General features: G+C 73.2%; 22 protein-coding genes. 9 read left to right on the plus strand and 13 right to left on the minus strand.

Annotated features, from left to right (window positions below; genetic code table 11):
• Positions 1-70 precede the first annotated feature (70 nt).
• The 6 genes from ITX44_RS23590 to glgA all read left to right on the plus strand — a co-directional run bounded on the left by ITX44_RS23590 (position 71) and on the right by glgA (position 7,269).
• A complete protein-coding gene (locus ITX44_RS23590; RefSeq protein WP_205359336.1) occupies positions 71-700 on the plus strand; it encodes a TetR/AcrR family transcriptional regulator in 630 nt (209 codons plus the stop codon).
• Between the two features lie 130 nt (positions 701-830).
• Complete coding sequence (locus ITX44_RS23595) at positions 831-1,664, plus strand: type 1 glutamine amidotransferase domain-containing protein (protein ID WP_205359337.1); 834 nt, start codon at positions 831-833, stop codon at positions 1,662-1,664.
• A gap of 45 nt (positions 1,665-1,709) precedes the next feature.
• A complete protein-coding gene (locus ITX44_RS23600; RefSeq protein WP_205359338.1) occupies positions 1,710-3,380 on the plus strand; it encodes a thiamine pyrophosphate-binding protein in 1,671 nt (556 codons plus the stop codon).
• A 30-nt stretch (positions 3,381-3,410) separates the two neighbouring features.
• Positions 3,411-4,001 carry a DJ-1/PfpI family protein gene (locus tag ITX44_RS23605; RefSeq protein ID WP_205359339.1) on the plus strand — a complete coding sequence of 197 codons (591 nt, stop codon included), beginning with the start codon at positions 3,411-3,413 and terminating at the stop codon, positions 3,999-4,001.
• Positions 3,998-6,043 carry an alpha-1,4-glucan--maltose-1-phosphate maltosyltransferase gene (locus ITX44_RS23610; RefSeq protein WP_372440976.1) on the plus strand — a complete coding sequence of 682 codons (2,046 nt, stop codon included), beginning with the start codon at positions 3,998-4,000 and terminating at the stop codon, positions 6,041-6,043. The genes ITX44_RS23605 and ITX44_RS23610 overlap by 4 nt, the downstream gene beginning before the upstream one ends.
• Positions 6,043-7,269, plus strand: coding sequence for a glycogen synthase (gene glgA, locus ITX44_RS23615; protein WP_205359340.1), 1,227 nt, complete (start codon positions 6,043-6,045; stop codon positions 7,267-7,269). Before ITX44_RS23610 ends, glgA begins: the two co-directional genes overlap by 1 nt.
• A gap of 451 nt (positions 7,270-7,720) precedes the next feature.
• On the opposite strand, the gene ITX44_RS23620 is transcribed toward glgA, so the two are convergent.
• The 3 genes from ITX44_RS23620 to ITX44_RS23630 form a co-directional block, all read right to left on the minus strand.
• Entirely contained in the window at positions 7,721-8,998 is a 1,278-nt protein-coding gene (locus ITX44_RS23620) for an IS701 family transposase (RefSeq protein WP_236061410.1), read from the minus strand.
• 929 nt (positions 8,999-9,927) lie between these two features.
• Positions 9,928-11,277, minus strand: a complete 1,350-nt coding sequence (locus tag ITX44_RS23625) for a helix-turn-helix domain-containing protein (protein WP_205359341.1) — start codon at positions 11,275-11,277, stop codon at positions 9,928-9,930.
• A gap of 304 nt (positions 11,278-11,581) precedes the next feature.
• A complete protein-coding gene (locus tag ITX44_RS23630; RefSeq protein ID WP_205359342.1) occupies positions 11,582-12,829 on the minus strand; it encodes a geranylgeranyl reductase family protein in 1,248 nt (415 codons plus the stop codon).
• 156 nt (positions 12,830-12,985) lie between these two features.
• Here ITX44_RS23630 and ITX44_RS23635 point away from each other — a divergent pair, with 156 nt between their 5' ends.
• On the plus strand, positions 12,986-14,362 hold the full coding sequence (locus ITX44_RS23635; RefSeq protein WP_205359343.1) for a dipeptidase: 1,377 nt from the start codon (positions 12,986-12,988) through the stop codon (positions 14,360-14,362).
• Between the two features lie 83 nt (positions 14,363-14,445).
• Here ITX44_RS23635 and ITX44_RS23640 read toward each other — a convergent pair whose 3' ends face one another.
• Positions 14,446-15,477, minus strand: a complete 1,032-nt coding sequence (locus tag ITX44_RS23640) for an NUDIX hydrolase (protein WP_205359344.1) — start codon at positions 15,475-15,477, stop codon at positions 14,446-14,448.
• A 235-nt stretch (positions 15,478-15,712) separates the two neighbouring features.
• On the opposite strand from ITX44_RS23640, the gene ITX44_RS23645 reads away from it, so the two are divergent.
• Complete coding sequence (locus tag ITX44_RS23645) at positions 15,713-16,366, plus strand: GNAT family N-acetyltransferase (RefSeq protein ID WP_205359345.1); 654 nt, start codon at positions 15,713-15,715, stop codon at positions 16,364-16,366.
• 619 nt (positions 16,367-16,985) lie between these two features.
• Here ITX44_RS23645 and ITX44_RS23650 read toward each other — a convergent pair.
• Complete coding sequence (locus ITX44_RS23650; protein WP_205359346.1) at positions 16,986-17,960, minus strand: ROK family protein; 975 nt, start codon at positions 17,958-17,960, stop codon at positions 16,986-16,988.
• 166 nt (positions 17,961-18,126) lie between these two features.
• On the opposite strand from ITX44_RS23650, the gene ITX44_RS23655 reads away from it, so the two are divergent.
• Positions 18,127-19,116: a LacI family DNA-binding transcriptional regulator gene (locus ITX44_RS23655; RefSeq protein WP_205359514.1), complete on the plus strand. Its 990-nt coding sequence runs from the start codon at positions 18,127-18,129 to the stop codon at positions 19,114-19,116.
• Between the two features lie 18 nt (positions 19,117-19,134).
• Here ITX44_RS23655 and ITX44_RS23660 read toward each other — a convergent pair whose 3' ends face one another.
• From ITX44_RS23660 to ITX44_RS23695, 8 genes are all read right to left on the minus strand, one after another.
• Complete coding sequence (locus tag ITX44_RS23660; protein ID WP_236061413.1) at positions 19,135-20,409, minus strand: DUF6986 family protein; 1,275 nt, start codon at positions 20,407-20,409, stop codon at positions 19,135-19,137.
• 283 nt (positions 20,410-20,692) lie between these two features.
• On the minus strand, positions 20,693-21,655 hold the full coding sequence (locus tag ITX44_RS23665; RefSeq protein ID WP_205359348.1) for an electron transfer flavoprotein subunit alpha/FixB family protein: 963 nt from the start codon (positions 21,653-21,655) through the stop codon (positions 20,693-20,695).
• Positions 21,656-21,778: 123 nt separating this feature from the next.
• The gene (locus ITX44_RS23670; protein ID WP_205359349.1) at positions 21,779-22,564 is read right to left on the minus strand and encodes an electron transfer flavoprotein subunit beta/FixA family protein; all 786 of its coding nucleotides are present in this window, start codon (positions 22,562-22,564) and stop codon (positions 21,779-21,781) included.
• A 366-nt stretch (positions 22,565-22,930) separates the two neighbouring features.
• A complete protein-coding gene (locus ITX44_RS23675; protein ID WP_205359350.1) occupies positions 22,931-23,416 on the minus strand; it encodes a flavin reductase family protein in 486 nt (161 codons plus the stop codon).
• A 543-nt stretch (positions 23,417-23,959) separates the two neighbouring features.
• Positions 23,960-24,286, minus strand: a complete 327-nt coding sequence (locus tag ITX44_RS23680; RefSeq protein WP_205359351.1) for a TlpA family protein disulfide reductase — start codon at positions 24,284-24,286, stop codon at positions 23,960-23,962.
• A 123-nt stretch (positions 24,287-24,409) separates the two neighbouring features.
• Positions 24,410-25,021, minus strand: a complete 612-nt coding sequence (locus ITX44_RS23685; RefSeq protein ID WP_205359352.1) for a transglutaminase-like domain-containing protein — start codon at positions 25,019-25,021, stop codon at positions 24,410-24,412.
• Between the two features lie 89 nt (positions 25,022-25,110).
• Positions 25,111-26,136: a threonine aldolase family protein gene (locus ITX44_RS23690; protein ID WP_205359515.1), complete on the minus strand. Its 1,026-nt coding sequence runs from the start codon at positions 26,134-26,136 to the stop codon at positions 25,111-25,113.
• A 92-nt stretch (positions 26,137-26,228) separates the two neighbouring features.
• Positions 26,229-26,987 (minus strand): SDR family NAD(P)-dependent oxidoreductase, encoded by a 759-nt coding sequence (locus ITX44_RS23695; RefSeq protein WP_205359353.1) that lies wholly within the window; start codon positions 26,985-26,987, stop codon positions 26,229-26,231.
• Positions 26,988-26,989: the final 2 nt, after the last annotated feature.

Below are 26,989 nucleotides of genomic sequence, written 5' to 3' on the forward strand. Positions count from 1 at the left end.
CCCGAGGCTGAGATTCGAATCGCTACGTAGCGTTCTATTCGAGCATAGTCCGGCTGCTACGCTGGTGTCCATGCCGAGCTCCTCAGCCACCGCCACCCAGCCCAATCCCAAGCCCAGGCGCACCGGGGGCAGCGTCCGCAGCAAGGACGCGCACGCGGAGGTGCTGGCCGCCGCCGCCGAGCTGCTGGAGGAGTGCGGCTTCGGCGCTCTGACGATCGAAGGCGTGGCGGCCCGCTCGGGCGTGGCCAAGAGCACGATCTACCGCTGGTGGAAGTCCAAGGCCGAGCTGATCATGGAGACGTTCAACACGACGGTGACCCAGCGGCTGCGGGTCCCGGACACCGGCAGCGTCAAACGGGACCTGACCATCTTCATCCGCGAGCTGTACCGGATCAGTTCGTTCCCCTGGCGGGTCAACGCGCTGCGCGGCCTGATGACCGCGGCGCAGTTCGACGAGGCTTTCGCCGACGTCTTCCGGGGCTGGATCGGCGAGCGCCGCGCCGTGGTGGCCCAGATCCTGCAGCGCGGCCAGGAACGCGGCGAGATCGCCCCTGACATCGACCTCGAACACGCCGTCGACCTGGTGTTCGGCCCGTTCTGGTACCGGCTGCTGGTCCAGCACGCCCCGCTGAACGGCTCACTGGCCGGCGGACATGTGGCGCAGGTGCTCCAGGGACTGGCTCCGCAGACGCAGACCTGACGCAGTCGAGCCCTGGAAATGCTCCTGTACGGCTCCGGGGCGCGTGATCCGCCCCGGAGCCGTACCCCGCCCCGTATCCAGGAATCGGGCTTCGCCGACCCGCGAAGTGCCGACTGATTCGGAGGCGTGCATGAGCAAGCGAATCCTGATCGTCCTGTCCGAGTACGGATACTGGGGCGAGGAGCTCATCGGCCCGCTGGAGGTCTTCCAGCGGGCAGGCTACGAACTGACGTTCGCCACCCCCACCGGCAAGCGCCCTGTCGCGCTGCCGCCGAGCTACGACCCGAACTACATCGACCCGCCGCTGGGCCGGTCGGTGACCACCCCGGAGATGGCCGACAAGGTCCGGGCGGTGGAGGCCTCGGACCTGCTGGACCGGCCGGTCGACCTGAATTCCTGGCTGCCGGACCGGCCCTACCGCAGCGACCCGGACTTCCTGCGCGCCTGGGAGGCCTACAACACGCTGCTGGACCAGGTCCGGGCGGACATCGCCGGGCGCTACGACGCGCTGCTGATCGTCGGCGGCAGCGGGCCGATCGTCGACCTGGCCAACAACTGGCGGGTCCACGACCTGATCCTGGCCTTCCACGACCTGGACCGGCCGATCGCCGCCGAGTGCTACGGCATCACCGCGCTGGCCTTCGCCCGCGACCAGGACTCCCGGGTCAGCATCCTGCGGAACAAGCACGTCACCGGACACTGCATCGAATACGACTACAAGGACGGCACCGGCTTCATGGGCACCGACTTCGTGATCGGCCCGCCGCCGTACCCGCTGGAGTACATCCTGCGCGACGCCACCGCCCCGGAGGGCGCCTACCACGGCAACTTCGGCAAGGAGACGTCGGTCATCGTCGACTACCCGTTCATCACCGGGCGCTCGACCCCGGACTCGTACCTGACCGGGGAGAAGACCGTCGAAGTGCTCGAACAGGGCCTGCGCACATGGGGCTTCAAGGCCTGATCCGCGCCCGCCACCAGCGTCCCCGCATCCGCCCAGGAGGCATCCATGTCCGATTTCCGGCCCGCGCGCGTCGCGCTGTTCGAGCAACTGCGCGCCGACGGGGTCCCGTTCCTGGTGGGCAACCCCGGCACCGTGGAGCAGGGGTTCCTCGACGAACAGCGCAACTTCTCCGACGTCGGCTACCTGCTGACGCTGCACGAGGCGGCGGCGGTCGGCATCGCCGACGGTTACGCCCGCGCCACCCGCCGGCCCGGCGTGGTGCAGTTGCACAGCGGCGTCGGGCTGGGCAACGGGATCGGCATGCTCTACCAGGCGATGCGGGGCCACGCGCCGCTGGTGGTCCTGGTCGGCGAGGCCGGCCTGCGCTACGAGCCGTTCGAGGCGCAGATGGCCGCCGATCTGGTGGGCATGGCCCGGCCGGTGACCAAGTGGGCGACCCGGGTCACCGACCCGAACTCGACACTGCGGGTGCTGCGCCGGGCCTACAAGACGGCCGCGACGCCGCCGTACGGACCGGTGCTGGTGGTCCTGCCGGCCGACGTCATGGACGGCAGGACCGACGAGCCCGCCGTGCCCACCACCGTCCCGGACACGGCGGGCCGGCCCTCGGCCGCGGCGATCGGCCGGGCGGCGGCGCTGCTGGCCTCGGCGCGGCGGCCGATCGTCATCGCCGGGGACGGCGTGCACTTCTCCGGCGCGCAGGAGGAACTGGGCCGGCTGGCGACCCTGTGGGGCGCGCGGGTCTGGGGGGCGGACTGGTCCGAGGTGAACCTGGCGGCGAGCCATCCGGCGTACGCCGGGCAGCTCGGCCACATGTTCGGCGCCGCCAGCAGCGCGATCACCCGGGAGGCGGACGCGGTGCTGATCGTCGGGACCTACGTCTTCCCCGAGGTGTTCCCGGCCGGCGCGGGGGTGTTCGGCCCCGGCGCGCCGGTGGTGCACATCGACCTGGACACCGACGCGATCGCCAAGAACTTCCCCGCCGACGTCGGGATCGCCGCCGACCCCAAGCAGGCACTGCGCGCCCTGGCCGACGCGCTGCTGCCGCGCATGTCGCCCGGGCACCGCTCGGCCGCCGCCGCGCGGATCGCGGCGATGACCGCCGACAAGCGCGCCGCCGAGCGGAGCGGCCGGGGCCCGGCCGCGGCCCCCGACGGCACGCTGCACGCCTCGCTGTTCGGCGCCGAACTGGCGCGCCGGCTGCCTGCCGACGCGATCCTGTTCGACGAGGCGCTGACGATGTCGCCGGACATCTTCCGGTACCTGCCGGCCGACGTGCCCGGCCGGTGGATGTCCACCCGCGGCGGATCGCTGGGCGTCGGCATCCCCGGCGCGATCGGCGCCAAGCTCGCGCGTCCGGACGCCACGGTCGTGGGCTTCACCGGCGACGGCGGCAGCCTCTACACCGCGCAGGCGCTGTGGACGGCGGCCCGCTACGACATCGGCGCCAAGTTCGTGATCTGCAACAACGGCTCCTACCAACTCCTGCGCGACAACATCCGGCAGTACTGGCGGGAGCAGGGCATCGACGAGCACGCCCTGCCGGACATGTTCGACCTGACCCGGCCCCGGATCGACTTCCCGGCACTGTCGCGCTCCCTCGGGGTGCCGGCCCGCCGGGTCCTGGCGGCGAGCCACGTCGGGCCGGCCCTCGATGAAGCCCTGTCCACCCCCGGCCCGTTCCTGATCGACCTGGTCGCCTCCGCCGGGCGGTGACCCGGCGCGCCTGTCAACAAGGAGGTCAGCATGCTGCTGTCCGGCCACAGGATCGCGATCCTGATGGAGAGCGATTACTTCGAACCCGAGATCTTCTACTACAAGCAGCGCTTCCCGGAGGAGGGTGCCGAGGTGCACTTCCTGAGCCGGCTGTGGGGCCACGACCGGCTCACCTTCAAAGGGCACGAATACGGTCTGCCGTTCGAAGTTCACGAGTCCTTCGAGGACATCGACGACTCCACGCTGCGCGGCTACTCGGCGGTGATCGTCCCCTCGGGGATCGTCGCCGACCGGCTCCGCTACACCGAGAACCCCAAGGCGATCCCGCCGGCGACGGCGTTCCTGCGCCGGGCGTTCGCCCACCGGAACATCGTCAAGGGCATCATCTGCCACGGCATGTGGCTGGCCGCGCCGATCCCGGAGTCGGTACGCGGACGGCGCGCCGTCGTCCACAACAACCTGCTGGGCGACTTCGCCAACATGGGCGGGAAGTTCGTGGACCAGGACGTCGTCGTCGACGGCGACCTGATCACCGCCCGCACCGCCGAGGACGCCAACCGCTTCGCCCGTACCGTCATCGACCAGATCGCGGCCCGCAACCCGGCCGGGGGGCGGCCGTGAACACAGCCGAGAACGCAGGCCTGCGCCTGGTCACGCTGCTGGGCGTGGAGCCGCGTACGGAACACGGCGCCTTCCCGGCCAAGGCCGCGGTCGGCGAGATCTTCCCGGTCAGCGCCACGGTGTTCACCCACGGCCTCGACGTGGTGCGCGCCGAGGTGATCCTGCGCGACGCCGCCGGCACGCGGGAGCCCGCGGTCCGGATGACGGAGTCCGCCACCGAACCCGACCGGTTCGTGGCGCACGTCACCGCGTCGAAGGCCGGCGACTGCACCTTTGCGGTGCGCGCATGGATCGACCCGATCGCCACCTGGCGGCGGCGGGCCGGCATCAAGGTCGAGGCCGGGGTCGACGTGGAACTGGAACTGGAGGACGGCGCGCGGCTGCTGGAGCGGCTGGCCGGTTCGGCCGGGCTCACGGAGGTGACCGCGAGGGCCGGCACCGTCCCCGGTCGGGACCCGGTCGCGCTCGCCACGGCCGGCGCCGCCCTCCGCGACCGCACCCGCGCCCCGGCCGCCCGCATGGCGGCCTTCGACGCGGCCGTGCCGCCCACGGTGCTCGCCGCGGCCCCGCTGCGCGATGCGGTCACGGAGTCCGAACCGCTGCCGTTGCGGGTCAAGCGCTCGCGGGCGCTGGTCGGCGCCTGGTACGAGTTCTTCCCGCGCTCGGAGGGGGCGCGGGAGAATGCGGGCGACGGCCGGCCCGCGGTGTCCGGCACCCTGCGGACAGCCGCCGAGCGTCTGCCCGGCGTGGCCGCCATGGGCTTCGACGTGGTGTACCTGCCGCCGGTCCATCCGATCGGCGTCACCGGGCGCAAGGGCCCCGACGACACCCCCAGCACCGACCCGGCCGACGTCGGCTCGCCGTGGGCGGTCGGCGGTCCGACAGGCGGCCACGACGCGGTGCACCCCGACCTCGGTACATTGGACGACTTCGACTTCTTCGTCGCCGAGGCCGCGCGCCACGGCCTGGAGGTCGCGCTCGACTTCGCCCTCCAGTGCTCGCCGGACCATCCGTGGGTCACCGAGCACCCGGAGTGGTTCACCCGGCGCGCCGACGGCACGATCGCCTACGCCGAGAACCCGCCCAAGAAGTATCAGGACATCTATCCGCTCGACTTCGCCCGCGATCCGGCCGGGATCATCGCCGAGACCGTGAGGATCCTGCGGTTCTGGATCGGGCACGGGATCCGCGTCTTCCGCGTCGACAACCCGCACACGAAGCCGGCCGACTTCTGGGACGCGGTGCTGGCGGCGATCCACCGCGCCGATCCGGACGTCGTCTTCCTGGCCGAGGCGTTCACCCGGCCCGAGCTGCTGCACACGCTGGCGAAGATCGGCTTCGACCAGTCCTACACCTACTTCACCTGGCGCGAGACCAAGGAGGAACTCACCGAGTACCTGACCGAGCTGTCCGGACCCTCGGCGCCGTTCCTGCGCCCCAACTTCTTCGTCAACACTCCCGACATCCTCCCCGGGCACCTGCAGACGGGCGGCCGTCCGGCCTTCGAACTGCGCGCGGTGCTGGCGGCGACGCTGTCCCCCAGCTGGGGGATGTACGCCGGGTACGAACTCTGCGAGAACACGCCGGCCAGGCCCGACAGCGAGGATTACGCCCGCTCGGAGAAGTACGAGCTGCGCCCGCGCGACTGGTCGGCGGCGCGCACCGACCCGGACAGCATCATCCCGCTGATCACCCGGCTCAACGAGCTGCGCCGGAACCTGCCGGCGCTGCGGCAACTGCGCAACCTCCGGTTCCTGGACACCGACGACGACCACGTCCTGGCCTACGTCAAGCAGGGCGGGCAGCCGAAGGACAGCGTCGTCGTGGTCGTGAACCTGGACCCCGAGCACATCCGCAAGGCCGCCGTCGGCCTCGATCCCGAGGTGTTCGGCATCGACCCGGCCGAGACCACGCTGACCGTCCGCGACCTCCTCACCGGATTGACGCACCAGTGGTACGGATACGGCTTCGTCCGGCTGGACCCGGCGGTGCGGCCCGCGGCGGTCTTCACCCTGGCCGACGCGGGTGAAGAGGACGCCTGATGCGTGTGGAACTGCTGACCCGTGAGTATCCGCCGCACGTCTACGGCGGCGCGGGGGTCCATGTCACCGAACTGGCCGCGGCACTGCGCGACCGGATCGGTCCGGCCGGCCCCGGCGCCGCCGGCGGCCCGGGCGGTCCCGGCGGCCTCGCCGACGTCACGGTGCGCTGTTTCGGACCGCCGCGCCCGGAGCCGTGGGTGGTCGGCTACCCCGAGCCTGCACTCGACCTCGGCATGGCACTGCGGACGCTCGCCGTCGCCGAGCGGATCGCGGCCGACGCCGGCGCAGCCGACGTCGTGCACAGCCACACCTGGTACGCCAACGCCGCCGGCCACCTGGCGCAACTGGCGCACGGCGTCCGCCACGTCGTGACCACGCACAGCCTGGAGCCGCTGCGGCCGTGGAAGGCCGAGCAGCTCGGCACCGGCTACGCGGTGTCGCGCTGGATCGAGCGCTCGGCCGTCGAGGCGGCCGACGCGGTGATCGCCGTGTCCGAGGCGATGCGGCGCGACGTCCTCGCGGTGTATCCGCGGGTTAGGGCCGAACGGGTGCACGTCATCGGCAGCGGGATCGACACCGAGTCCTTCCGGCCCCAACCGGGCACCGAAGCCCTGGTCGCCGCCGGCGTCGACCCCGCACGGCCGTACGTCCTCTTCGTCGGGCGCGTCACCCGGCAGAAGGGCCTGGCCCACCTGCTGGCCGCCGCCGAACAGCTGCTGCCCGGCACCCAGCTGGTGCTCGTCCTCGGCGCCGCCGACACCCCGCGGATCGCCGCGGAGACCGACCGGGCCATCGCGGACCTGGCCGCCTCGCCGGTCACGGTCGTGCCGATCCGGCGCTTCGTCGACCGGCGCTCACTGTGCCAGCTCCTGACGCACGCGGTGGCCTTCGTCTGCCCGTCGCTGTACGAGCCGCAGGGCATCGTGAACCTGGAGGCGATGGCCTGCGGCACCGCCGTGGTGGCGACCGCGGTCGGCGGGATCCCGGACGTGGTCGTGGACAAGGAGACCGGGCTGCTGGTGCCGTTCGCCGCGGGCGACGACGCCACCGGTGAGCCGCGGGACCCGACGGCCCTGGCCGGGCGGCTGGCGGAATCCCTCAACACCCTGATCGACGACCGCGATCTCGCTCGTGAGCTCGGAACGGCGGGTCGGGAGCGGGCTGTTGCGGAATTCTCCTGGAAGGAGATCGCCGGACGGGTGACCGAGGTCTACGCAAGCCTGTAGGACCGCCGGAGCGACGCCCGATATCCCCGGGGCCAATTCGATCAATTCTTGATCTCCGGGCGGCGGACCCGGGCCCCGGGAATTGTTTCCGGGCCGCCGTTGACTGCATCGCCGCACTGGTGTTGACTCCCCCTCTGAGATGCAAAATTCTCACGTGAAATCACTGTGAATTATTGAACGGGGGACTCAATTGTGGAGGCTGGACTCCGATTGATTGTGGCCTGCGCGCTGGCCGCGGCGGCACTCTTATCACTGGTCGGTGACTTGTCGCCGCAGGGCCACCACCCGTACCCGACGATTGGCGTCGGCCTGTACGGCAACACCGAGGCCTGCTGCTGAGGATCGACAGCGGCGCCCTCCCCGCACCGGGGAGGGCGCCGCCCCATTCCGCTTCGATCTCGCGCCGGGTGAACTCGGGATATCACCGGTGGAGTTCTTTGCGCATCGAAGGTCAATAACCTTCATCGGCCCGGGCCATGGCCAGCAGGCCGAAGCCGAAAGCCACGGACGCCAGTGTGACGTGGTGGTGCCAGCCACGGAAGGAGCGGCCCTCGAAGTCCTGGAGTCCGGCCGTTCGCAGCATTTGCTCGAGCGCGGAGCGGGACGAGTCGCCGAGCTTCGCCAGCCCCACGACTCCTGCCGGCTGGCGGGTGTCGAGATTCGTGAACCAGTAGTTCCGCGGCCGGTCCCGCCCCGCTGGCCACTCCATCAGCAACCATCGCGGCTGGCGCAGCGAACGAGGGCCGCCTGAGGACTCCGAGGCGAGGCAGCTGAGGAACTGGGTCTGCCGCAACCGCGGCGGATCGCCCTCGCGCCAGGCCACGGTGGTGTGTTTCGTCCGCCCCTGGGCCTGGCGCCCCAAGTCGTACGCGGTCGACAGCCGCCCGCCCGCATGGCGGCCTACGGCCGACCGTATCCCGGTCGAGCTGTCGATCCGCACCAGGTACCCCAGGCCGCGTTCCTCGAACCCGCGCAGAAGGTCATCGAGGCCCTCGTCGGGGAACCGCCGCCAGTCCACGAGCACCGGGCGCGGTGACAGTGCCCAGTCCACCAGCAGTTCGTCCACCAACTGGAGCCCGTACTGCCAGTCCGGAAGGTGGCGCGCCTCGCTCGGCACGTGCGCGCAGGTTCTGCGTTTCGCGTCCTGGTCCCACTCGGCGGGGAGCATGAGCTGCCAGTCCACCGGCACGGCGCAGCCATCGCCCACCAGCGAGGCGGCCATGCCGAGCTGGCAGTTCAGCACTTTGCCGTCGGCGGCCGAGTACTGCCGGGACACCCCGACCGAACATTTCCCGGTCTTCGGGAAGGCCACGGTGTCCAGGGCCCAGGCGCGCACGGGGAGCGAGGCGGCGCACGCTCCGGCGAGCCGGCCGAGAACCTGGAGGTGGTCCCACGGACTCTGGTTCACGAACTGCTGGAGCTGTGCGACCGCGGGCTTGCCGACGATGTGTTCCGATATCCGCGCCGGAGTCTTGCGCCCCGGCACGGTCAGCAGCCCCCGCACGTAGACCTCGGCCCAGGCCCGCTGGTCGGAGCGCGGCAGCTCGGAGAACAGATCCCGGCAGTACTCGGCGAGCAGGCCATCGGCTTCGCCGCCTCGGACGTTGAGTTCCCGCAGCAGCGCCCCTGCGGGGGACCGCCGGCGCCTGCCGGGCTGTCTGCTGTTCCGGCCGGCTTCGCCGTGCGTTCCGGCACCTCGGAGCTCCCGAATTGCGGCGGCGGCGCTCATCGCACCCCCCGCGGGTACTTTCCGGGTTCCTCGGATTCCGGCACGGGTCCGTCCTCCAGCCGTGTCCGGGAGACGGAGCGGCCCTCGGCGAGCATGCCGAGGGCCGCATGGCCGGTATCCCGGTGACTGGTATTCCGGTACTCGTCGCCCGGTTTGCGGACGGCGCGCGAGACCCGTTTCTGCGTCCCCCCGACGGTGTGTCGGCGGCAGTCGGCGGTACGCGGGCCGAAACGGCGCCCGGCGGGAGAACAGTGGATGAGGTATCCGGCCGAACTGTCGGATAAGGTGCGGCCGGTCTTGTGGTCTGAGATCATCTGTTTGGTCATCTGCTCGGTCAGCTTTCTGGCGAAATTCTGGCGAAGTGCGCATGGGTGCTGGAACCGCGCCCGTGGGCGCTGGGGCTTGACGCATCCCTCGGGGCCAGGTCCGGCGGACGCCGGCGCGGCCGTCGGCACGGTGTGACCGTGACGGCTCATGGCCGGGTGACCCGGTGCCGGATCAGGGGCCGGTGTGCGGCATCAGCCCACTCGTGCGGAGTCCGTGCCCCGGCAGGTCGTGACCTGCGGACTTTCCGGCCCGGTGGCCACACCGCGCAGGTCCGCGCAGCGCCGCCCCGGACAGACGCGCCCCGGCGCGGACTTGCGCCCCGTCGTGGACTTGTCGCGCCGTCGCCGAGGGCAGTCGCCCCCGGGCGTTCGGCTCGGCCCCTTCCCCCGGCCGCCTGCCAGAACGATCGCAGCATTACGGTCAGTCATATGTGGCCTGCACCCCCGACTTCTCAGGCCTTGGCAATTGACTTAGCCATCAGTAGACGGTCGCGCCAGCAGGAGTGTCAACCGAATCAATGACACTCAGTCAAGTCGTGGGGCGCGGCTGCCAACAGCCGGGGCACGCGCCGCCGGGCAGGGTTTCGAGGCGCGGACGAGCCGCTACGGCTGCTCCAGCGGTGGCCGCACGGGCGCCCCGTGCTGTTCGCGCACGCCGGCCGCGCCCAGTCCCGCCTGGTAGGCCCTGACCGCCTCGCCTTCGCGGCCGGCCCGCAGCCAGACATCGCCGATCTGCCGCCAGATCCCGGCCGCGTCGCGGACGGGGGAAATGCCGTGCGCGGCCTCGGCCGCGGCGTGGAGGGACGCTTCGGCGTCCTCCTGTTCACCGGTCGCCATCTGGGCCTCGGCGAGCAGGACCAATACCTCCGCATGGTGCGGGTGCGAGGTGTGCCCGATCCGGCCGATGCAGGACTGCGCGTGTTCGCGGGCTGCCGCGTAGTTGCCGAGCGCCAGTTCGGCCCGGCCCAGGCGGACCTCGCAGCCGGCCTGCTCGAAGAGGTTGCCGGTGGCCCGGAGTGTCTCCATCGCCTCGGTCAGGAAGGTCCGCGCGGCACGCGGCTGGGGCGGGTCGGTCTCCAGCAGCAGACTGCCGTAGACCCGCTTGACCAGGCCCAGATGCCGTTCGTTGTCCCCTTCGCTGATCAGGGCCAGGGCACGTTCGGCGAAGGCGACCGCCTGGTTCAGGGACCCCCGCGAGCGGGCCACCAGGCTCGCGTTCCAGTACACCGAGCCACGGGCCGCCGGGGACGCGTGTGTGGCGGCGATCTCCAGCATCCGGTGCAGTTGGTACTGCGCGGTGGCCAGGTCACCGCGGGCCCAGTGCGCGCCCGCCACGGCGACTCCCAGCAGGATGTAGTCGTCCGACGTGTCGAGGCCGAGCGCGCGGATCTCGCGCAGCGCCCGCTCGCCGATCTCGATGCTCGCGGTGTAGTCGCCGACGGTACGCAGGCAGCGTACGAGTGCGACCACGGCTTCGGCCCAGGGGACGGTGCCGGGGACCAGGTCCCCTTCGTCGAGCAGTCCCTGGAGGTTGGGAATCGCGGCCTCCAGCCGGCCGAGCCGTTCCAGCGCCCGGGCCTGGCCGAGCCTGGCCCTGCGGGTGAGGTCGGAGGGCAGGAGACGCGGGAACTCCAGGGCCACGCTGAAGGACGCGAGGGCCGATTCGGCGTCACCCCTGGCCAGCAGCACCTCGCCGCTGGTCACCTGGAGCCGGGCACTGTCGACCTGGCTTCGGTCCCTTCCGGTCAGGAGATACTCGGGTTCGCAGCCGAGCCGGGCCGCCAGCAGCTCGACCACCGCCTTGGACGGCAGGCGCTTGCCCGCCTCGATCAAGGAGACGTAGCTGGGGGAGATCTCCTCGGAGGAGATGTCCTGCTGGGACAGGCCGGACTCGAGGCGTAATTTGCGGACGCGGGCGCCGACGCCGCTCTCCGGCTGCTGTTGCGCGGTCACGTAACCACCCCTTACGCCTCGGCGCTGTGCATCACGCCCGGTCTTTGATGTCATGCCCACCGGCCCCCCCTGTCAAGACGGCAGTCACTACGACCCCCGCGGCCCTGCACTCCCTGTCTCAGTCTGCCATCGATGTCATGACAAGCGGATGGGTTGCATCCAGATCCTCGGCGGTGCCCCCGCGCCGACGGGGGCCCGGCGAACCGTTCCGCCGCCCAGCGGGCCCGCAGGGCAGGGAGCGGGGGTTCGCCGGGCGAGTCCGAGCCGGAGCGGGCCCGGCAACGAGGCGTGGCCGAGCCCGTCGTCAAGCCCGGTCAAAAGCCTCCAGGGCGCGGCGGGCCAACGGACGCGTCCGGACAAGCTCGGCCAGCGTGATCTTGCCGCGGGTGATGCTGGCGAACGCCCGCCAGGCCGGCGGGAAGGTGGTGAGCGCGGCGTGCAGCATTCCCGGGCGCTTCTCGAAGAGGGCGAGCATGCGGCGCCCGATGCCCATCTCGACGCCGAGGCCGGCCTTGACGGCGAAGGCGTAGTTCAGGGCCTGGCGCCGGGCGTCCACCGCGTCGTGGGACTCGGCGATGCGCACCGCCCACTCCCCCGCCAGCCGTCCCGAGCGCAGGGCGTACGAGATGCCCTCGCGGGTCCAGGGCTCCAGCAGTCCGGCCGCGTCGCCGCAGACCAGGACCCGGCCGCGGGAGAGGGGGGAGTCGTCGGCCCGGCAGCGGGTCAGGTGGCCGGAGGAGACGCTCGGCTCGAAGCCGGCCAGGCCCAGGCGGGCGACGAAGTCCTCGAAGTAGCGTTTGGTGGCGGCGCCGTCACCGCGCGCGGAGATCACGCCCACGGTGAGGGAATCGCCCTTGGGGAAGACCCAGCCGTAACTGCCGGGCAGCGGGCCCCAGTCGATGTGCACCCGGCCCGCCCAGTCCTCGGCGACCGGGGCCGGCACCGGGATCTCCGCCTCCAGGCCGAGGTCCACCTGGTCCAGCTTGACCCCGACGTGGGCTCCTATCCGGCTGGCGCTGCCGTCGGCGCCGACCACTGCGCGCGCGTAGACGACCTCCTCGCGATTGCCGTCCGCGCCGCCGCTGTTGAGTATGACCGCGACCGTACGGCGGTCGGGGACACCGGGGCCGTGCTGCTCCACCCGGGAGACCGTGGCGCCGGTGCGCACCACCGCGCCGGCCGCGCGGGCCGCCTCGACCAGCCCGGCGTCGAACTCCGGCCGGTTGATGAGGCCGAACAGCATCTGCCGGGAGCGCTTGGTGCGGCTGAGCCGGCCGTTGAGGCTGAAGGTGACGGCGTGCACCCGGTCGCGCAACGGCAGTTCGAAGCCGGGCGGCAGGGCGTCCCGGGACGGCCCGATGATTCCGCCGCCGCAGGTCTTGTACCGGGGCAGTTCGGATTTCTCCAGCAGCAGCACCCGGCGGCCGGTCACCGCCGCCGCGTGCGCGGCCGACGCTCCGGCCGGGCCCGCCCCGACCACCACCACGTCCCAGACCGTGGCGGCCTCGCCGTCCCCCGCGCCGCTGTCCTGCGCTGCCTGCTCACCGCTCACGTCCGTTTCCGCTCCCGCTCGCCAGGTCCGCCTGTTGTCGCTGTTCAGCGCATCCTATTGCGCCCGGCCCCGCCGACTCGCTGTGGCACCATCGGCAGGGCACCGTTGGGTGACCAACGACCGAGCTACCTGCCGGATTCCTGCGAGGAGCACTTCATGTCCACCGTTCCGCTTTCCGAGACCGTCACCGCGCTGATCCCGCGGGCCCATGCCGAACTGGCGGAGCTGGTGTCGTTCGCGTCGGTGGCCGACTGGCGCCAGTTCCCGCGCAGCGAGTCGGAGAAGGCGGCGGCCTGGATCCTCCAGGCGCTGACCGCCGAGGGTTTCCGGGACGTGGCGCTGCTCGACACGCCCGACGGCACCCAGTCGGTCTACGGCTACCTGCCCGGCCCGGCCGACGCGCCGACCGTGCTCCTGTACGCGCACTACGACGTGCAGCCGCCGCTGGAGGAGGAGGCGTGGCTGACCCCGCCGTTCGAGCTGACCGAGCGCGAGGACGGCCGGTGGTACGGACGCGGCGCCGCGGACTGCAAGGGCGGGCTGCTGATGCACCTGACCGCGCTGCGGGCGCTGAAGGAGCAGGGCGGAGTGCCGGTCAACGTCAAGATGATCGTGGAGGGTTCGGAGGAGCAGGGCACCGGCGGGCTGGAGCGGTACGCCGAGCAGCACCCGGAGCTGCTGGCCGCCGACACCATCGTGATCGGTGACGCGGGCAACTTCCGGCCCGGGCTGCCCACGGTGACCTCCTCGCTGCGCGGCATGGTGCTGATGGACCTGCGGGTGGCCACGCTGGCGGGCAACCTGCACTCCGGTCAGTTCGGCGGCGTGGCGCCCGACGCGCTGGGCGCCCTCATCCACATCCTGGCCTCCCTGCGGGACGCGTCGGGCGCCACCACGGTGGCCGGCCTGGACGCGGACGGCACCTGGCCGGGGCTCGACTACACCGAGGCCGACTTCCGGGGCGACGCCGGGGTGCTGGACGGGGTGGACCTGATCGGGAACGGCTCGGTCTCGGACCGGCTGTGGGCCCGCCCGGCGGTCACCATCCTCGGCATCGACGCACCTCCGGTGGTCGGCGCCACCCCCTCCGTACAGGCCAAGGCGGGGGCCCTGGTGAGCCTGCGGGTGCCGCCGGGCGTGGACGCCGCCCGCGCCGCCGAGGCGCTGGAGGCGCACCTGCGGGCGGCGGCCCCCTGGGGCGCGACCGTGGAGACCGCGCTGCGCGGCAGCGGCCAGCCGTTCGCCGCGGACACCACCAGTCCCGCGTACACCGCGATGGCCGAGGCGATGCGCGAGGCGTACGGCCAGGAGATGGCGGTGGCCGGCCAGGGCGGCTCCATCCCGCTGTGCAACACGCTGGCCACCCTCTACCCGCGGGCCGAGATCCTGCTGATCGGCCTGAGCGAGCCGGAGGCCCGCATCCACGCGGTCAACGAGAGCCTGGACCCGCGGGAGTTCGAACTCATGTCGCTGACCGAGGCGCTGTTCCTGACCCGTTACGCGGTGTCGCAGACCGCCGGGCAGGGCGTCTGAGGGACGAAGTCCCGGGCGGGAAGCCCGGGAGCGGGAAGCCGAGGCAGGAAGCCCCGAGTGGGACCGGGCAGGGCCGGCCGCGCTCAGCGCACCGGCTGGCCCGCCTCCAGATTGAGCGGGCGGCCCTGCTCACGGGCGCGCAGGGCCCAGCGCAGGCGGTCGAGGCGGACCTGGGGCAGCAGGCCCGCCGCTTCGTCCTCGGTGACGAAGCGCCAGTCGCGCAGTTCTGCGTCGGGCAGGAGCAGGCGGCCGATGTCGGCGCGAGGCATGCGGCCGCCGTCGAAGATCAGCCGCAGGCCGCCGTGGCCGGGCGGCTGCGGGGGTTCCCAGTCCACGACGAGGAGTTCGAGGCCGCGGGTGAGCTCGATGCCGAGTTCCTCGGCGACCTCGCGGTGCCCGGCCCGGGTCGGCGACTCGCCGCGTTCGACCACTCCGCCGGGGAACTCCCAGCCGGGCTTGTAGGTGGGGTCGACCAGCAGGACCCGGTCGGCGTCGTCGAAGAGCAGCACCCCGGCGGCGACGGTCTCGGCGCGGGGCGCCGGGGTCTGCACGATGTCGCAGACGCCCTCGCCCCGGCCGACCGCCTCGGTCACCGCGAGCGCGGTCTGCCGCGGGGTGAGCCCGGCGGTCCGCACCACGTGCGCGTCGAGGGCGAGCCAGGGCAGCGCCGCCAGGTACTCCTCGACCCGGTCCTGCGCCCGGCGGCGGGCCGTCTCGTCGTCGCCGTCCTCGGGGTCGTCCCCGCGCGCGGCGATCCGCTCGCGCAGGATCGTTTCTCCGGGATCGAGCAGGACATGTCGGACATCGATGCCGCGGGCGGCGAGCCCGCCGAACACCTCGTCGCGGTGCTCCTGCCGCAGCAGCGTCATCGGGACCACCAGAGCGCCGCCGACCTCCGCCAGCAGCGCCGCCGCGGTGTCCACCACCAGGCGCCGCCACAGCGGCATCTCCCAGCAGTCGGCGGCCTCCGGCAGCCGCTTCTCGGGCAGCAGTCCGCGCAGGAAGGCGCCCAGCACCTCGGGGTCGTAGAGCGTGCTCTGCGGTATCAGGTCCAGCATTTCCCGCGCGGCACGGCTCTTGCCCGCGCCGAACGCCCCGTTCACCCAGATGATCACGGTGCCCCCTTATCCGTTGCCCCCTACGAATTGCCCGGATCATCGCACCCGGCAAACGCACGCGGCCGCCTCACCGCCCGCCGGCCGCCCGCGCCGGATTCCGGGAACCGCCGACGGCGGGCGCGCATCCGAACGCCGCGCCCCGTGCCGGGCGGTGCGACCGCGGTGGGCCTCCGGCCTGCCCGGACGCGGAAATTCGGATGCCCCGGCCCGCCGCAGCCCCCGACAATGACGCATGATCAGCGACCACTGGCCCCTGCTCGGACTGCGGCTGACCACCCCGCGCCTGGAGCTGCGCCTGCCCGGTGCGGACGAACTCGCCGACCTGGCCGACCTCGCGGCTCAAGGCGTTCACGACCCGGACCGTATGCCCTTCATAGTGCCGTGGACCGACCTGCCGCCCGCCGACCGGGCGCGCTCGGTGGTGCAGCACCACTGGCTGTGCCTCGGCAACTGGTCCCCGAACGACTGGGCCCTGAACCTCGCCGTCTTCGAGAACGGCCGGGTGGTCGGCCTCCAGACCGTCGAGGCCCGGGACTTCGCCGTGCTGCGGCAGGTGACCACCGGCTCCTGGCTCGGGACCCGGTTCCAGGGGCAGGGAATCGGCACCGAGATGCGCGCCGCGGTGCTGCACCTGGCCTTCGCCGGCCTGGACGCCCACGAGGCGGCATCCGGCGCCTTCGAGGACAACCCCTCCTCGTTCGCCGTGTCCATGAAGCACGGTTACGAACCCGACGGCATCGAACTGCACGCGGTGCGCGGCCGCAGGGTGACAATGCGCCGGCTTCGCCTGACCCGGTCCCGCTGGGAACAGCACCGGTCCGTCCCGGTCACGGTCAGCGGCCTGCCCCGGTGCCTGCCCATGTTCGGCCCGGCAGGGGCGACCTGAGAGCGCACTTCGGGCGACGGGCCACCAGGAGGCGGCGGGTCGACGACCACCGACGGGCACGCCCGTTGTACGCCCTGACGTACGCCGCCCCACCCGACCGTTGCCAGCGCCTACCTGGAGGCCGCGGCCCGAGGGGCATTCGGCCACGGCCCGACGGACGCCTGCCAGGAAGCCACGTCGTCACGACCCCCGGCGACCACTCCCGCCGTACTCCCCGACGTACACCGCCCCACCCGACCGTTGCCGGCCCCAACCTGGAGGCCGCGGCCCGAGGGGCATTCGGCCACGGCCCGACGGGCGGCTGGCAGGAAGCCACGTCCCCCGGCGGCCACTCCCGTCGAACGCCCTGACGTACACCGCCTCACCCTGGCCGTCGTGGGCTCCTTACGCGATCGGATGACGACCGCGTCGGCCGGCTGACGGTACGCGCCCGCGGACGATCACCGTACCGGCCCGTACGTACCCGGGCCCGATGGCGTCCACCCGACCGGGAGCGGGCGAACACGGCCTACCCGCCACCGCGTTCGCCCGTGCCTGTACGTCCGGTGCCGACAGCCGCGTACCCGCGGGCGTGGCCCCGTACCGGTACGGCCACGCCCGTCCACGCCCGGCGCGAGCCCTACGCGGACAGCGCGAACGCCTCCAGCCGAAGCGCCTCGGCCGCCGCCGCGGCGGCACCGACCAGGCCCGCGTCCGTGCCGAGCTTGGCCGGGACGACCTGGACGCCGGAGGCGAAGGAGAGGGTGGCGTACTGGGTGAGGTGGGCGCGCAGGGGGTCGAAGAGGATGGGGCCGGCGCCCGCCACGCCCCCGCCGATCACCGCGACATTGATCTCCACCAGCGTGGCGGTCGCCGCGATGCCGGCCGCGAGGGCCTGGGCGGCGCGGTCGAAGGAGGCCAGGGCGAGCGGGTCGCCCTCGCGCGCGGAGGCGGCGACGGCGGCCGCCGTGGGCTGGGTGCCCTCCGGCGGGCGCCAGCCGGTGGCCACGGCGCGGCGGGCGATGTTGGGGCCGCTGGCGATGCGTTCGACGCAGCCGCGCGACCCGCACGGGCAGGGATCGCCGTCGAGGTCCACGCTGATGTGCCCGATGTGGCCGGCGTTGCCGGTCGGTCCGGGCAGCAGCGCGCCGCCCAGCACCAGGCCGCCGCCGACGCCGGTGGACACCACCATGCACAGGGCGTTGTCGAAGCCGCGGGCAGCGCCCTGCCAGTGCTCGGCCGCGGTCATCGCCACGCCGTCGCCGGTGAGCACCACCGGCAGGTCACCGGCGGACTCGCCGACCCGGGGCACGAGCGGAAAGTCGCGCCAGCCGGGCACGTTGACCGGGCTGACGGTGCCGTGCGCGGCGTCCACCGGGCCGGCACTGCCGATGCCGACCGCGACGGCCGCGTCCCAGCGCGGGTCCGCCCGCAGGTCCGAGAGGACTTCGGCGACGGCCTTCATCACCGTGTCGCCGTCCTCGCCGGCGGGGGTCGGTCGCAGCGCCCGCAGCAGAATTCTGCCCTGGGTGTCGACGAGTCCCCCGGCGATCTTGGTTCCGCCGATGTCCAGTGCGGCCACGAGTGGACCGGTCGCGCCGTGTGGGGGCTGCATCGCTCGGAGGTCTCCTGTCGTCATTCCTGCGCACCATTGTGTCGCGGGGGTTCCGCGGGAGCGGTACCGGGAGTAGTCTCGCCTGTTCTGACAACGTTGTCCATCTCCGGCCGCAGGGAATACTACGACCGTGACCCAAACACCTGGACGCACCCCCCGCCCCACCATGAAGGATGTCGCCGCGCGCGCGGGCGTCGGCCTCAAGACGGTCTCCCGCGTGGTGAACGAGGAGCCCGGGGTCACACCCGACACCGCCGCGCGGGTGCAGGCCGCCATCGACGCCCTGGGCTTCCGTCGCAACGACAGCGCACGCCTGCTGCGCACCCGCCGCACCGCCAGCGTCGGCCTGGTGCTGGAGGACGTCGCCGACCCGTTCTACGCCGGGCTCAGCCGCGCGGTGGAGGACGTGGCGCGCTCGCACGGCGCGCTGCTGTTCACCGGTTCCAGCGCCGAGGACCCGCGCCGGGAGCAGGAGTTGGTGCTCGCCTTCTGCGCCCGCCGGGTCGACGGGCTGGTGGTCGTGCCGGCCGGCGACGACCACCGCTATCTGACCCCGGAGATCGACGCGGGCGTGGCCACGGTGTTCGTGGACCGCCCGGCCGGCCGGCTGAACGCGGACGTGGTGCTGACCGACAACGCGGGCGGGGTGCGCGAGGGCGTGGCCCACCTGATCGCGCACGGCCACCGCAGGATCGGCTTCATCGGCGACCTGCCGGTCATCCACACCGCGGCCGAACGGCTGCGCGGCTACCGCGAGGCGATGGCCGCGGCCGGGCTCCAGGTCGCGCCGGAGTGGTACACGATGGGGCCCACCACCCCGGACCGGGTACGGGCCGCGCTCGCCTCGATGCTGTCCGGCCCGGAGCCGGTGACCGCGCTTTTCGCCGGCAACAACCGGGTCACCGTAACCGCGGTGCGTGTGCTGTCCGGTCAGCCCCGCCCGATCGCGCTGGTCGGCTTCGACGACTTCGAACTGGCCGACCTGCTCGATCCCGCGGTCACCGTGGTCGCCCAGGACGCTCCCGGAATGGGCCGCAGCGCCGCCCAGTTGCTCTTCCGCCGGCTGGACGGACTGGCCCCGCCGGAGCCGGCCCGGGTGGTACTGCCGGTGCGCCTGATCACCCGCGGCTCCGGCGAGTTGCCGCCCGCCCCCTGAGCGCATGGCCGGCCGGTCTCAGCGGGCCGGCCGGCCGGCGAGTGCGGCCAGGTCGGCCGGGCCCAGCCCGGTGCGGCCGGTGACCTCGGCCGGGTCGAGCGCGCCGCAGTCCAGGCCGCGCAGCAGGTCGCCGCTGAGCGCGCGGGCGGTGGCGGGTTCGTCCAGCACCTCGCCGCCGGTCCGGGCCACGTAGGCGGCCAGACGCGCGGCGGTCGCGTCCAGGCCCTCGCGGTAGTAGGCGTAGACCGCGGCGTAACGGGTGGGCAGATGGCCCGGGTGCATGTCCCAGCCCTGGTAATAGGCGCGGGCCAGTGCGCGGCGGACCAGGCCGTAGTGCAGCCGCCAGGCGGCGTGCACCCGCTCGGTGGGGCCGACGGGCAGCACATTGGTGGAGCCGTCGGACAGCCGTACGCCGGTGCCCGCGGCGGCGGCCTGCATGACGGCCTTGGCGAAGTCGGCCACCGGGTGGTCCGGGGACTGGTGGGCGGCGCCGACCCCGCAGGCGGCGCTGTAGTCGAAGGTGCCGTAGTGCAGGGCGGTGGCCCGGCCGCCGGCGGCGTCGATGAGCCGGGGCACCCCGGCGGCGCCGTCCGGGCCGAGGATCGCCTGGGTGGTCTCGATCTGGATCTCGAAGCGGATCCGCCCGTTCGGCAGTCCCGCGGCCCGCTCGAACTCCCCGCACAGCGCGGCCATCGCGGCCACCTGCTCGGGGAAGGTGACCTTGGGCAGGGTGAGCACCAGGCCGTCCGGGAGGCCGCCGCCGGCCAGCAGCCCGGTCAGGAACAGGTCGAGGGTGCGGATCCCCCGGTCGCGGACCGCGGCCTCCAGGCACTTCATGCGGATGCCGAGGTACGGCGGGGCGGTCCCGGCTGCCACCACGGCGGTCACGGTACGGGCGGCGGCCACCGCGGCCGCGTCCTCCTCGGCGTCCGGGCGGTTGCCGTACCCGTCCTCGAAGTCGATCCGCAGGTCCTCCACGGGCTCGCGGCGCAGCTTGGCCCGCACCCGCTCGTGCACCGTCCCGGCCACGTCAGCGGGCAGGCCCAGGACGCCGGCCAGCGCGGCGGCGTCGGGCGCGTGGGCGTCGAGGGCGGCCAGCGCCTGGTCGCCCCAGGAGCGCACGGTGTCCTCGGCGAAGGCGTCGGCGGGCACGTAGACGGTGTGCACGGGCTGGCGGGTGCCGGGGTCGCCGGGGTAACGGCGGGCCAGTTCCGCGTCGGTGGCGGCGAGCCGGGCGCCGATCCGCTCGCGCACCGCGTCCGCCAGTGTCGTCCCGCCCGAACCGTCCGGCATGGCCGCACCTCCCGCGCGCTTCAACATTTCGTTGAAGCGACGCTAGCGGGGGCGTATCGGCCGGTCAACAGGCCCTCGGTCCCGCCGGGGCGGGGCGTGTCGCCGGTACGGTGCCGGGTGGCGCCGTGGTGCGGACCGTCGGCGCGGGCCGGGTCGCGCGCGCCGTACGTCCCCCCGGCGTACGGAAACGCGGCGGCCCCCGTACGCCGCGGGCGTACGGGGGCCGGGACCGGCCGGAGCGGGGCTCGGGGCCGGTCGGCGCGCCGGGGTGCCGCGCGAGGGGTCAGCCCTTGCGGGCCTTGACCTCCTCGGTGAGCTGCGGGACGACCTGGAACAGGTCGCCGACCACGCCGTAGTCCGCCAGGTCGAAGATCGGCGCCTCGGGGTCCTTGTTGACCGCGACGATGGTCTTCGAGGTCTGCATGCCGGCCCGGTGCTGGATGGCGCCGGAGATGCCGTTGGCGATGTAGAGCTGCGGCGAGACCGACTTGCCGGTCTGGCCGACCTGGTTGGAGTGCGGGTACCAGCCGGCGTCGACCGCCGCCCGGGAGGCGCCGACGGCCGCGCCGAGGGAGTCGGCCAGCGCCTCGACGACCGCGAAGTTCTCCGCGCCGCCCACGCCGCGCCCGCCGGAGACCACGATCGCGGCCTCGGTCAGCTCCGGGCGCCCGGTGGACTCGCGCGGGGTGCGGGAGACCACCTTGGTGCCGCGGGCCAGGTCGCCGAAGGTGACCTCCAGGGCCTCGACGGCGCCGGCCGCGGGGGCGGTCTCGACCGGGGCGGAGTTGGGCTTGACCGTGATCACCGGAGTGCCGCGGGTGATGCGGGACTTGGTGGTGAATGCGGCGGCGAACGCCGACTGGGTGGCCACCGGGCCCTGCTCGCCGGCCTCGACGTCCACCGCGTCGGTGATGACGCCCGAGCCCAGGCGCAGCGCGAGGCGGGCGGCGATCTCCTTGCCCTCACCGGAGGACGGCACCAGCACCGCGGCCGGCTGCACGGCCTGCGCGGCGGCCTCCAGGGCGTCCACCTTGGGTACGACCAGGTAGTCGGCGAACTCCGGCGCGTCGGCGGCCAGGACGCGGGTGGCGCCGTGCTCGGCCAGCACCGGGGCGGCGGTCTCGGCGCCGGGGCCGAGGTGGACCGCCACCGGCTCGCCCAGCCGGCGGGCCAGGGTCAGCAGTTCCAGGGTCGGCTTGCGGACGGCGCCGTCGACGTGGTCGACGTAGACGAGGACTTCAGCCATGACAATCGTTCTCCTGCACAGATCCGGGGAAAGTCCGGGCGGACCCGGGGATTTCCGCGTCAGAGGGGGTCCAGCGGCGGGGCCGCGGTCGCGCCGGGCGGTCCGGGCGGCGGCCGGGCCGGTTCAGATGAACTTCTGGCTCGCCAGGAACTCCGCGAGCTGCTTGCCGCCCTCGCCCTCGTCCTTCACGATCGTGCCCGCGGTACGGGCCGGACGCGCGGTCGCCTCGTCGACGGCGCTCCAGGCGCCGCCCAGGCCCACCTCGGACGCGTCGATGCCGAGGTCCGACAGGTCCAGCGACTCCACCGGCTTCTTCTTGGCCGCCATGATCCCCTTGAACGAGGGGTAGCGGGCCTCGCCGGACTGGTCGGTCACCGACACCAGCGCAGGCAGCGACGCCTGGAGCTGCTCGCTGGCCGCGTCGCCGTCCCGGCGCCCGGTCACGGTGCCGTCCTCGACGCTCACCTGCGACAGCAGCGTCACCTGCGGCACGCCCAGGCGCTCGGCCAGCAGCGCCGGAAGCACGCCCATGGTGCCGTCGGTGGACGCCATGCCGGTGACCACCAGGTCGAACCCGGTGTGCTCAACGGCCTTGGCCAGCACCAGCGAGGTGCCGATCACGTCGGTGCCGTGCAGCGCGTCGTCCTCCACGTGCACGGCCTTGTGCGCGCCCATGGACAGCGCCTTGCGCAGCGCGTCCTTGGCGTCCTCCGGGCCCACGGTCACCACGGTGATCTCGGCGTCGTCGGCAGCCTCCGCGATCTGCAGCGCCTGCTCCACCGCGTACTCGTCCAGCTCGGACAGCAGGCCGTCCACCGCGTCGCGGTCGGTGGTCAGGTCCGCGGCGAAGCGCCGGTCCCCCGTGGCATCGGGCACGTACTTCACGGCCACTACGATCCTCAAGCTCACGCCTGCTCTCCTACTGCTTCGTCCTGCACGTCATCGTCCAGTTGACCGGCGCGGGGTGCCGCCCCGGTACGGCGTCCGCCGCGGTCGCGGCTCGGGAAAAGGCCCCGTCAGGGCAGCATAGGCGCCTGTGGCAGCGGCTCCCGGCCAGGGCGCGGGAACTGCCCCCACCGAAATATTACTCGTCAGTACACAGAGCTCCTGCCCCATTCGCAAGGTCCGTGAACTGTGACCTGTCCGACGCTCGCCGGCCCGGTCCGGGCGCGCCCGCGGGGGCGGCCGGACCGGGCCGGGGTGAGGCACCGGGTGCGGTGCCAGGGCCGGTTGGGCTCAGTGATTGGGCCCAATGCTTCGGCCCAGTGGTTCGGCTCAGTGCGGCAGCCGGTGGAAGGCGCCCTGGTGGTAGAGCAACGGGCGGCCGGGGCCGTGCGGGTCGGCGGCCACCGCCTGGGCGATCACGATCCGGTGGTCGCCGGCGGGCACCCGGTGCAGCACCCGCCCGACCAGCCAGGCCGGGACCGCGTCCAGCAGCGGCACTCCGTACGGGCCGGTGGTCCAGGCGGTCCCGGGCCCGAACCGGTCGGCGCCGCTGCGGGCGAAGACCGCCGCCAGTTCCTCCTGGTGGTCGCCCAGTATGTGGACGCCGACGTGGTCCGCCCGGGCGAGGACCGGCCAGCTCGACGCGCCCAGGCTGATGCCGAAGGACAGCAGCGGCGGCTCGGCGGCGACCGAGGTGAGCGAGGTGGCGGTGAAGCCGACCGGGCCGCCTGGGCCGGCGGCGGTGATCACGGCGACGCCGGCGGCGTGCCGGCGGAAGACGGAGCGGAAGAGGCCGGGGTCCAGACCGGGATCCAAGCCGGGGTCCGTGCCGGGACCGGACGCGGGCCGGGAGGCGGGGCCGGGCTCCGGTCCGGGTCCGGCGGCGGGCCGGGAGGCGGGTCCCGAAGGGGACGACGAGGCCGTAGCGGGCGCGGAGGGCGTGGCGTCGGGCCCTCCGGGCGTGCGGAGGTGGGTCGGTGCGGTCACGGAGTTCGTCCTTCTGGAGCGGGCTGAAGCGGGCCGGCGGTGCGGGCGGATGCGCTCAGCGACCCGGACAGCGCGCGCTGGAGTGCCGTCCGAAGTCGACGTCGGCACGCGCGACCAGAAGGGGGTCTCGGGACATAACGTCAGAGTGACGATTCGGGCGGGTCCGCGTCAAGGCTCCCCGGCCAGGTGGAATGTCCGTCACAACTGCGCCGGCGCGGGTTTGTCCGGCCCAGGGCACGGTACGGCGCCGCGTGCGCCCCATCCGTCGCACGTGGGGATCCACACCGGAAGCCGCGGCCGCGGCCCTTCGGCGAACCGTCCCCGAAGCCATCCCCGCGGCCTTTCCCGGCGCCATGGCGTCGCGGCCGCCGTTCAGATCGCCGCGCCCAGGGCCGCGATCACGTCGACCGGGCGGGGCTGACCGGCCGCGCGCCGCACCACCGCGCCCTGTGCGTCGAGCACCAGCACGGTCGGGGTCCGCACGATGTCCAGCTTCCGCACCAGGTCGAGGTGCCCCTCCGCGTCGATCTCGACGTGCCGGACGCCCTCGACCATGCCGGCCACCTCGCCCAGCACCCGCCGGGTGGCCCGGCAGGGCACGCAGAAGGCGGTGGAGAACTGGACCAGTGTGGCCCGCTCCCCCAGCGGCGCGCCGATCTCCGCCGCTGTCAGCCGCTGCCCACCGTCGTCGTCCCGCACCCGGTCCTCCCGTTCCGCTCCGGGCCCGCGCCCCGCGGCGCCCGCCGTCCATGGTCTCCCCGGTCGTCACGGGTCAGCGTTCCCGGGGCGGGGTTTGATTCCCGGCGGCCCGCGCGGTGGCCGTCACTGCCCGGGAGCGCCTGGGAGGTCGGCGGGGAGGTCGATGGCACTGGCCCGGGTGGCGCGCCGCAGGCAGTCCAGTACGGGCGCGGGCGGCGCGGCGTGGACCAGCGGGTAGGCGTACTCGCCGAGGGCCGGGCGCACCGGCCAGGCCAGGTGCTCCTCGTCCAGGTCGAAGCGGGCGTCGATGCCGGGCTTGTTGCCGCGCGGGTCCAGCCGGGACCAGGCGGCGCGGCCGGGCAGCAGCAGGGCGATCAGGCCGTGGATCACCGGCTCGGTTCCGTCGTCCTCGGTCAGGCGCTGGTAGCACAGCCCGGCGGGGATGCCCTCGGCCCGCAGCAGCGCGACCAGGGCGTGCGACTTGGCGTAGCAGATGCCGGTGCGCAGGGTGAGCACGTCGGAGGCGCGCCAGGTCACCCGTTCGTCGCGGCTGTCGTACGAATGCGGCACCTGGTCGCGGACGAACTCGAAGGCGGCGCGCGCGTAGCCGTACGGGTCCGGAGCCGCGGCCCGCAGCCGCGCGGCGGTCTCCCGTACGACCCGGTGATCGTGGTCGACGGCCTCGTCGGCGGCGAGAAAGGCGGAGCGGTCGGAGGTCTCCGGAATCGGCTGCATGCGCCGACCCTAGGAGGCTCCCGACCGCCCGTCCACTCAATATTCCGCTCCCCGCATATTTATGCAGACAGAGGCTGAGCCCCGACCGCTCAGGCCGCCATTTCCTCCGCAATGGCGGCGGCGAAGCCGTCCACGTCCGCCTCGGTGGTGTCGAAGGAGCACATCCAGCGCACCTCGCCGGTGGCCTCGTTCCAGAAGTAGAAGCGGTAGCGCTTCTGGAGCCGCTCGCTGACCTCGCGCGGCAGCAGCGCGAAGACGGCGTTGGCCTGCACCGGGCGCACCACGCTCACCCCGTCGATGCCGCGCACCGCCTGCTCGAGGCGGCGGGCCATCGCGTTGGCGTGGGCGGCGCTGCGCAGCCACAGGTCGCCGGCCAGCAGGGCCTCGAACTGCACCGACACGAAGCGCATCTTGGAGGCGAGTTGCATGGACATCTTGCGCAGGTAGCGGATGGAGCGCACGCCCTCCGGGCGGAGCACCACCACGCACTCGCCGAGCAGCAGGCCGTTCTTGGTGCCGCCGAAGGACAGCAGGTCCACCCCGGCGTCGGTGGTGAAGCGGGCCATCGGCACGCCGAGGGCCGCCGCGGCGTTGGCGATCCGGGAGCCGTCCATGTGGACGGTCAGGCCCAGTTCGTGGGCGTGGTCGCAGATCGCCGTGATCTCCTCGGGCGTGTACAGGGTGCCCAGTTCGGTGCTCTGGGTGATCGACAGCACCTGGGGCTGTGCCCGATGCTCGTCGTCCAGGCCGTACGCCTGCCGGTCGATGAGCCCGGGGGTGAGCTTGCCGTCCGGGGTGGGCACGGTCAGCAGCTTCAGGCCGCCCATGCGCTCGGGCGCGCCGCACTCGTCGGTGTTGATGTGGGCGCTGTCGGCGCAGATCACCGCGCCCCAGCGCTCGGTGACCGCTTGGAGCGCGGTCACGTTCGCGCCGGTGCCGTTGAACACCGGGAAGACCTCGGCGGCCGGTCCGAAGTGGGCCCGGAAGACTTCCTGGAGGGCTTGCGTGTACACGTCCGCGCCGTAGGAGACCTGGTGGCCGCCATTGGCGAGGGCTATCGCCGCGAGCACCTCGGGGTGCACCCCGGCGTAATTGTCGCTGGCGAAACCGCGCATCTGGGGGTCGTGCCGCCGTACGGCGTCGGTGTGCGGGGCGGCGCCGTTCTCGGTGTTCCGGGCGTTCTCGGTGTTCTGGTCGTTCTGGTCGGTCACGGTTGAGGCGTCAGCCACTGTCGGGTCCCGTTCACTTCCGTTGGGCTCTGGTTCCAGACGTCGGCGATGGCGTCGGCCAGGTCGCGGACGTCGGTGAAACCGGCGAATTTGGCGTTCGGGCGCTGGGCCCGCAGTTCATCGTGCACCAGCGCCTTGATCACCAGAACGGTGGCCGCCGCCCTGGGGCCGTCGTCGCCGCCGAGCTTGCGGAAGGAGTCGCCCATCGCCAGGGTCCACGCCTCGGCCGCGGCCTTGGCGGCGGCGTAGGCGGCGTTGCCCGCGGTGGGCTTGGTGGCACCGGCCGCGCTGATCAGCACGTACCGGCCGCCATGGCTGCGCAGCAGCCCGTCGTGGAAGGCGAGCGACGTGTTCTGCACGGTGCGGATCAGCAGCTTCTCCAGCACGTCCCAGTCGGCCGGGTCGGTCTCCGGGAAGGAGGCGGAGCCGCGCCAGCCACCGACCAGGTGCACCACCCCGTCCACCCGGCCGTGGTCCTTCTCGACCCGGTCCGCCCAGTCCCGGGTCACCTCCAGGTCGAGCAGGTCCACGACCTCGCCGGTGATGTCCGCGCCTCCCGCGTCGTACTGCGCGGCGTCCACGGCCTGCGCCAGCCGCTCGGCGTCGGCGTCGGCGGCGATCACGTGGCCGCCGGCCCGCGCGAGCCGCTGGAGCACGGCGCGCCCGGCCGGTCCCCCGGCGCCGGCCACCGCGATCACCGCACCGCTCAGGCCACCTGTGTACGTGTCGGTCGTCATCT

This window comes from Actinacidiphila acididurans, from assembly GCF_016918855.1.
GTDB classification, from domain to species: Bacteria; Actinomycetota; Actinomycetes; order Streptomycetales; family Streptomycetaceae; genus Actinacidiphila; species Actinacidiphila acididurans.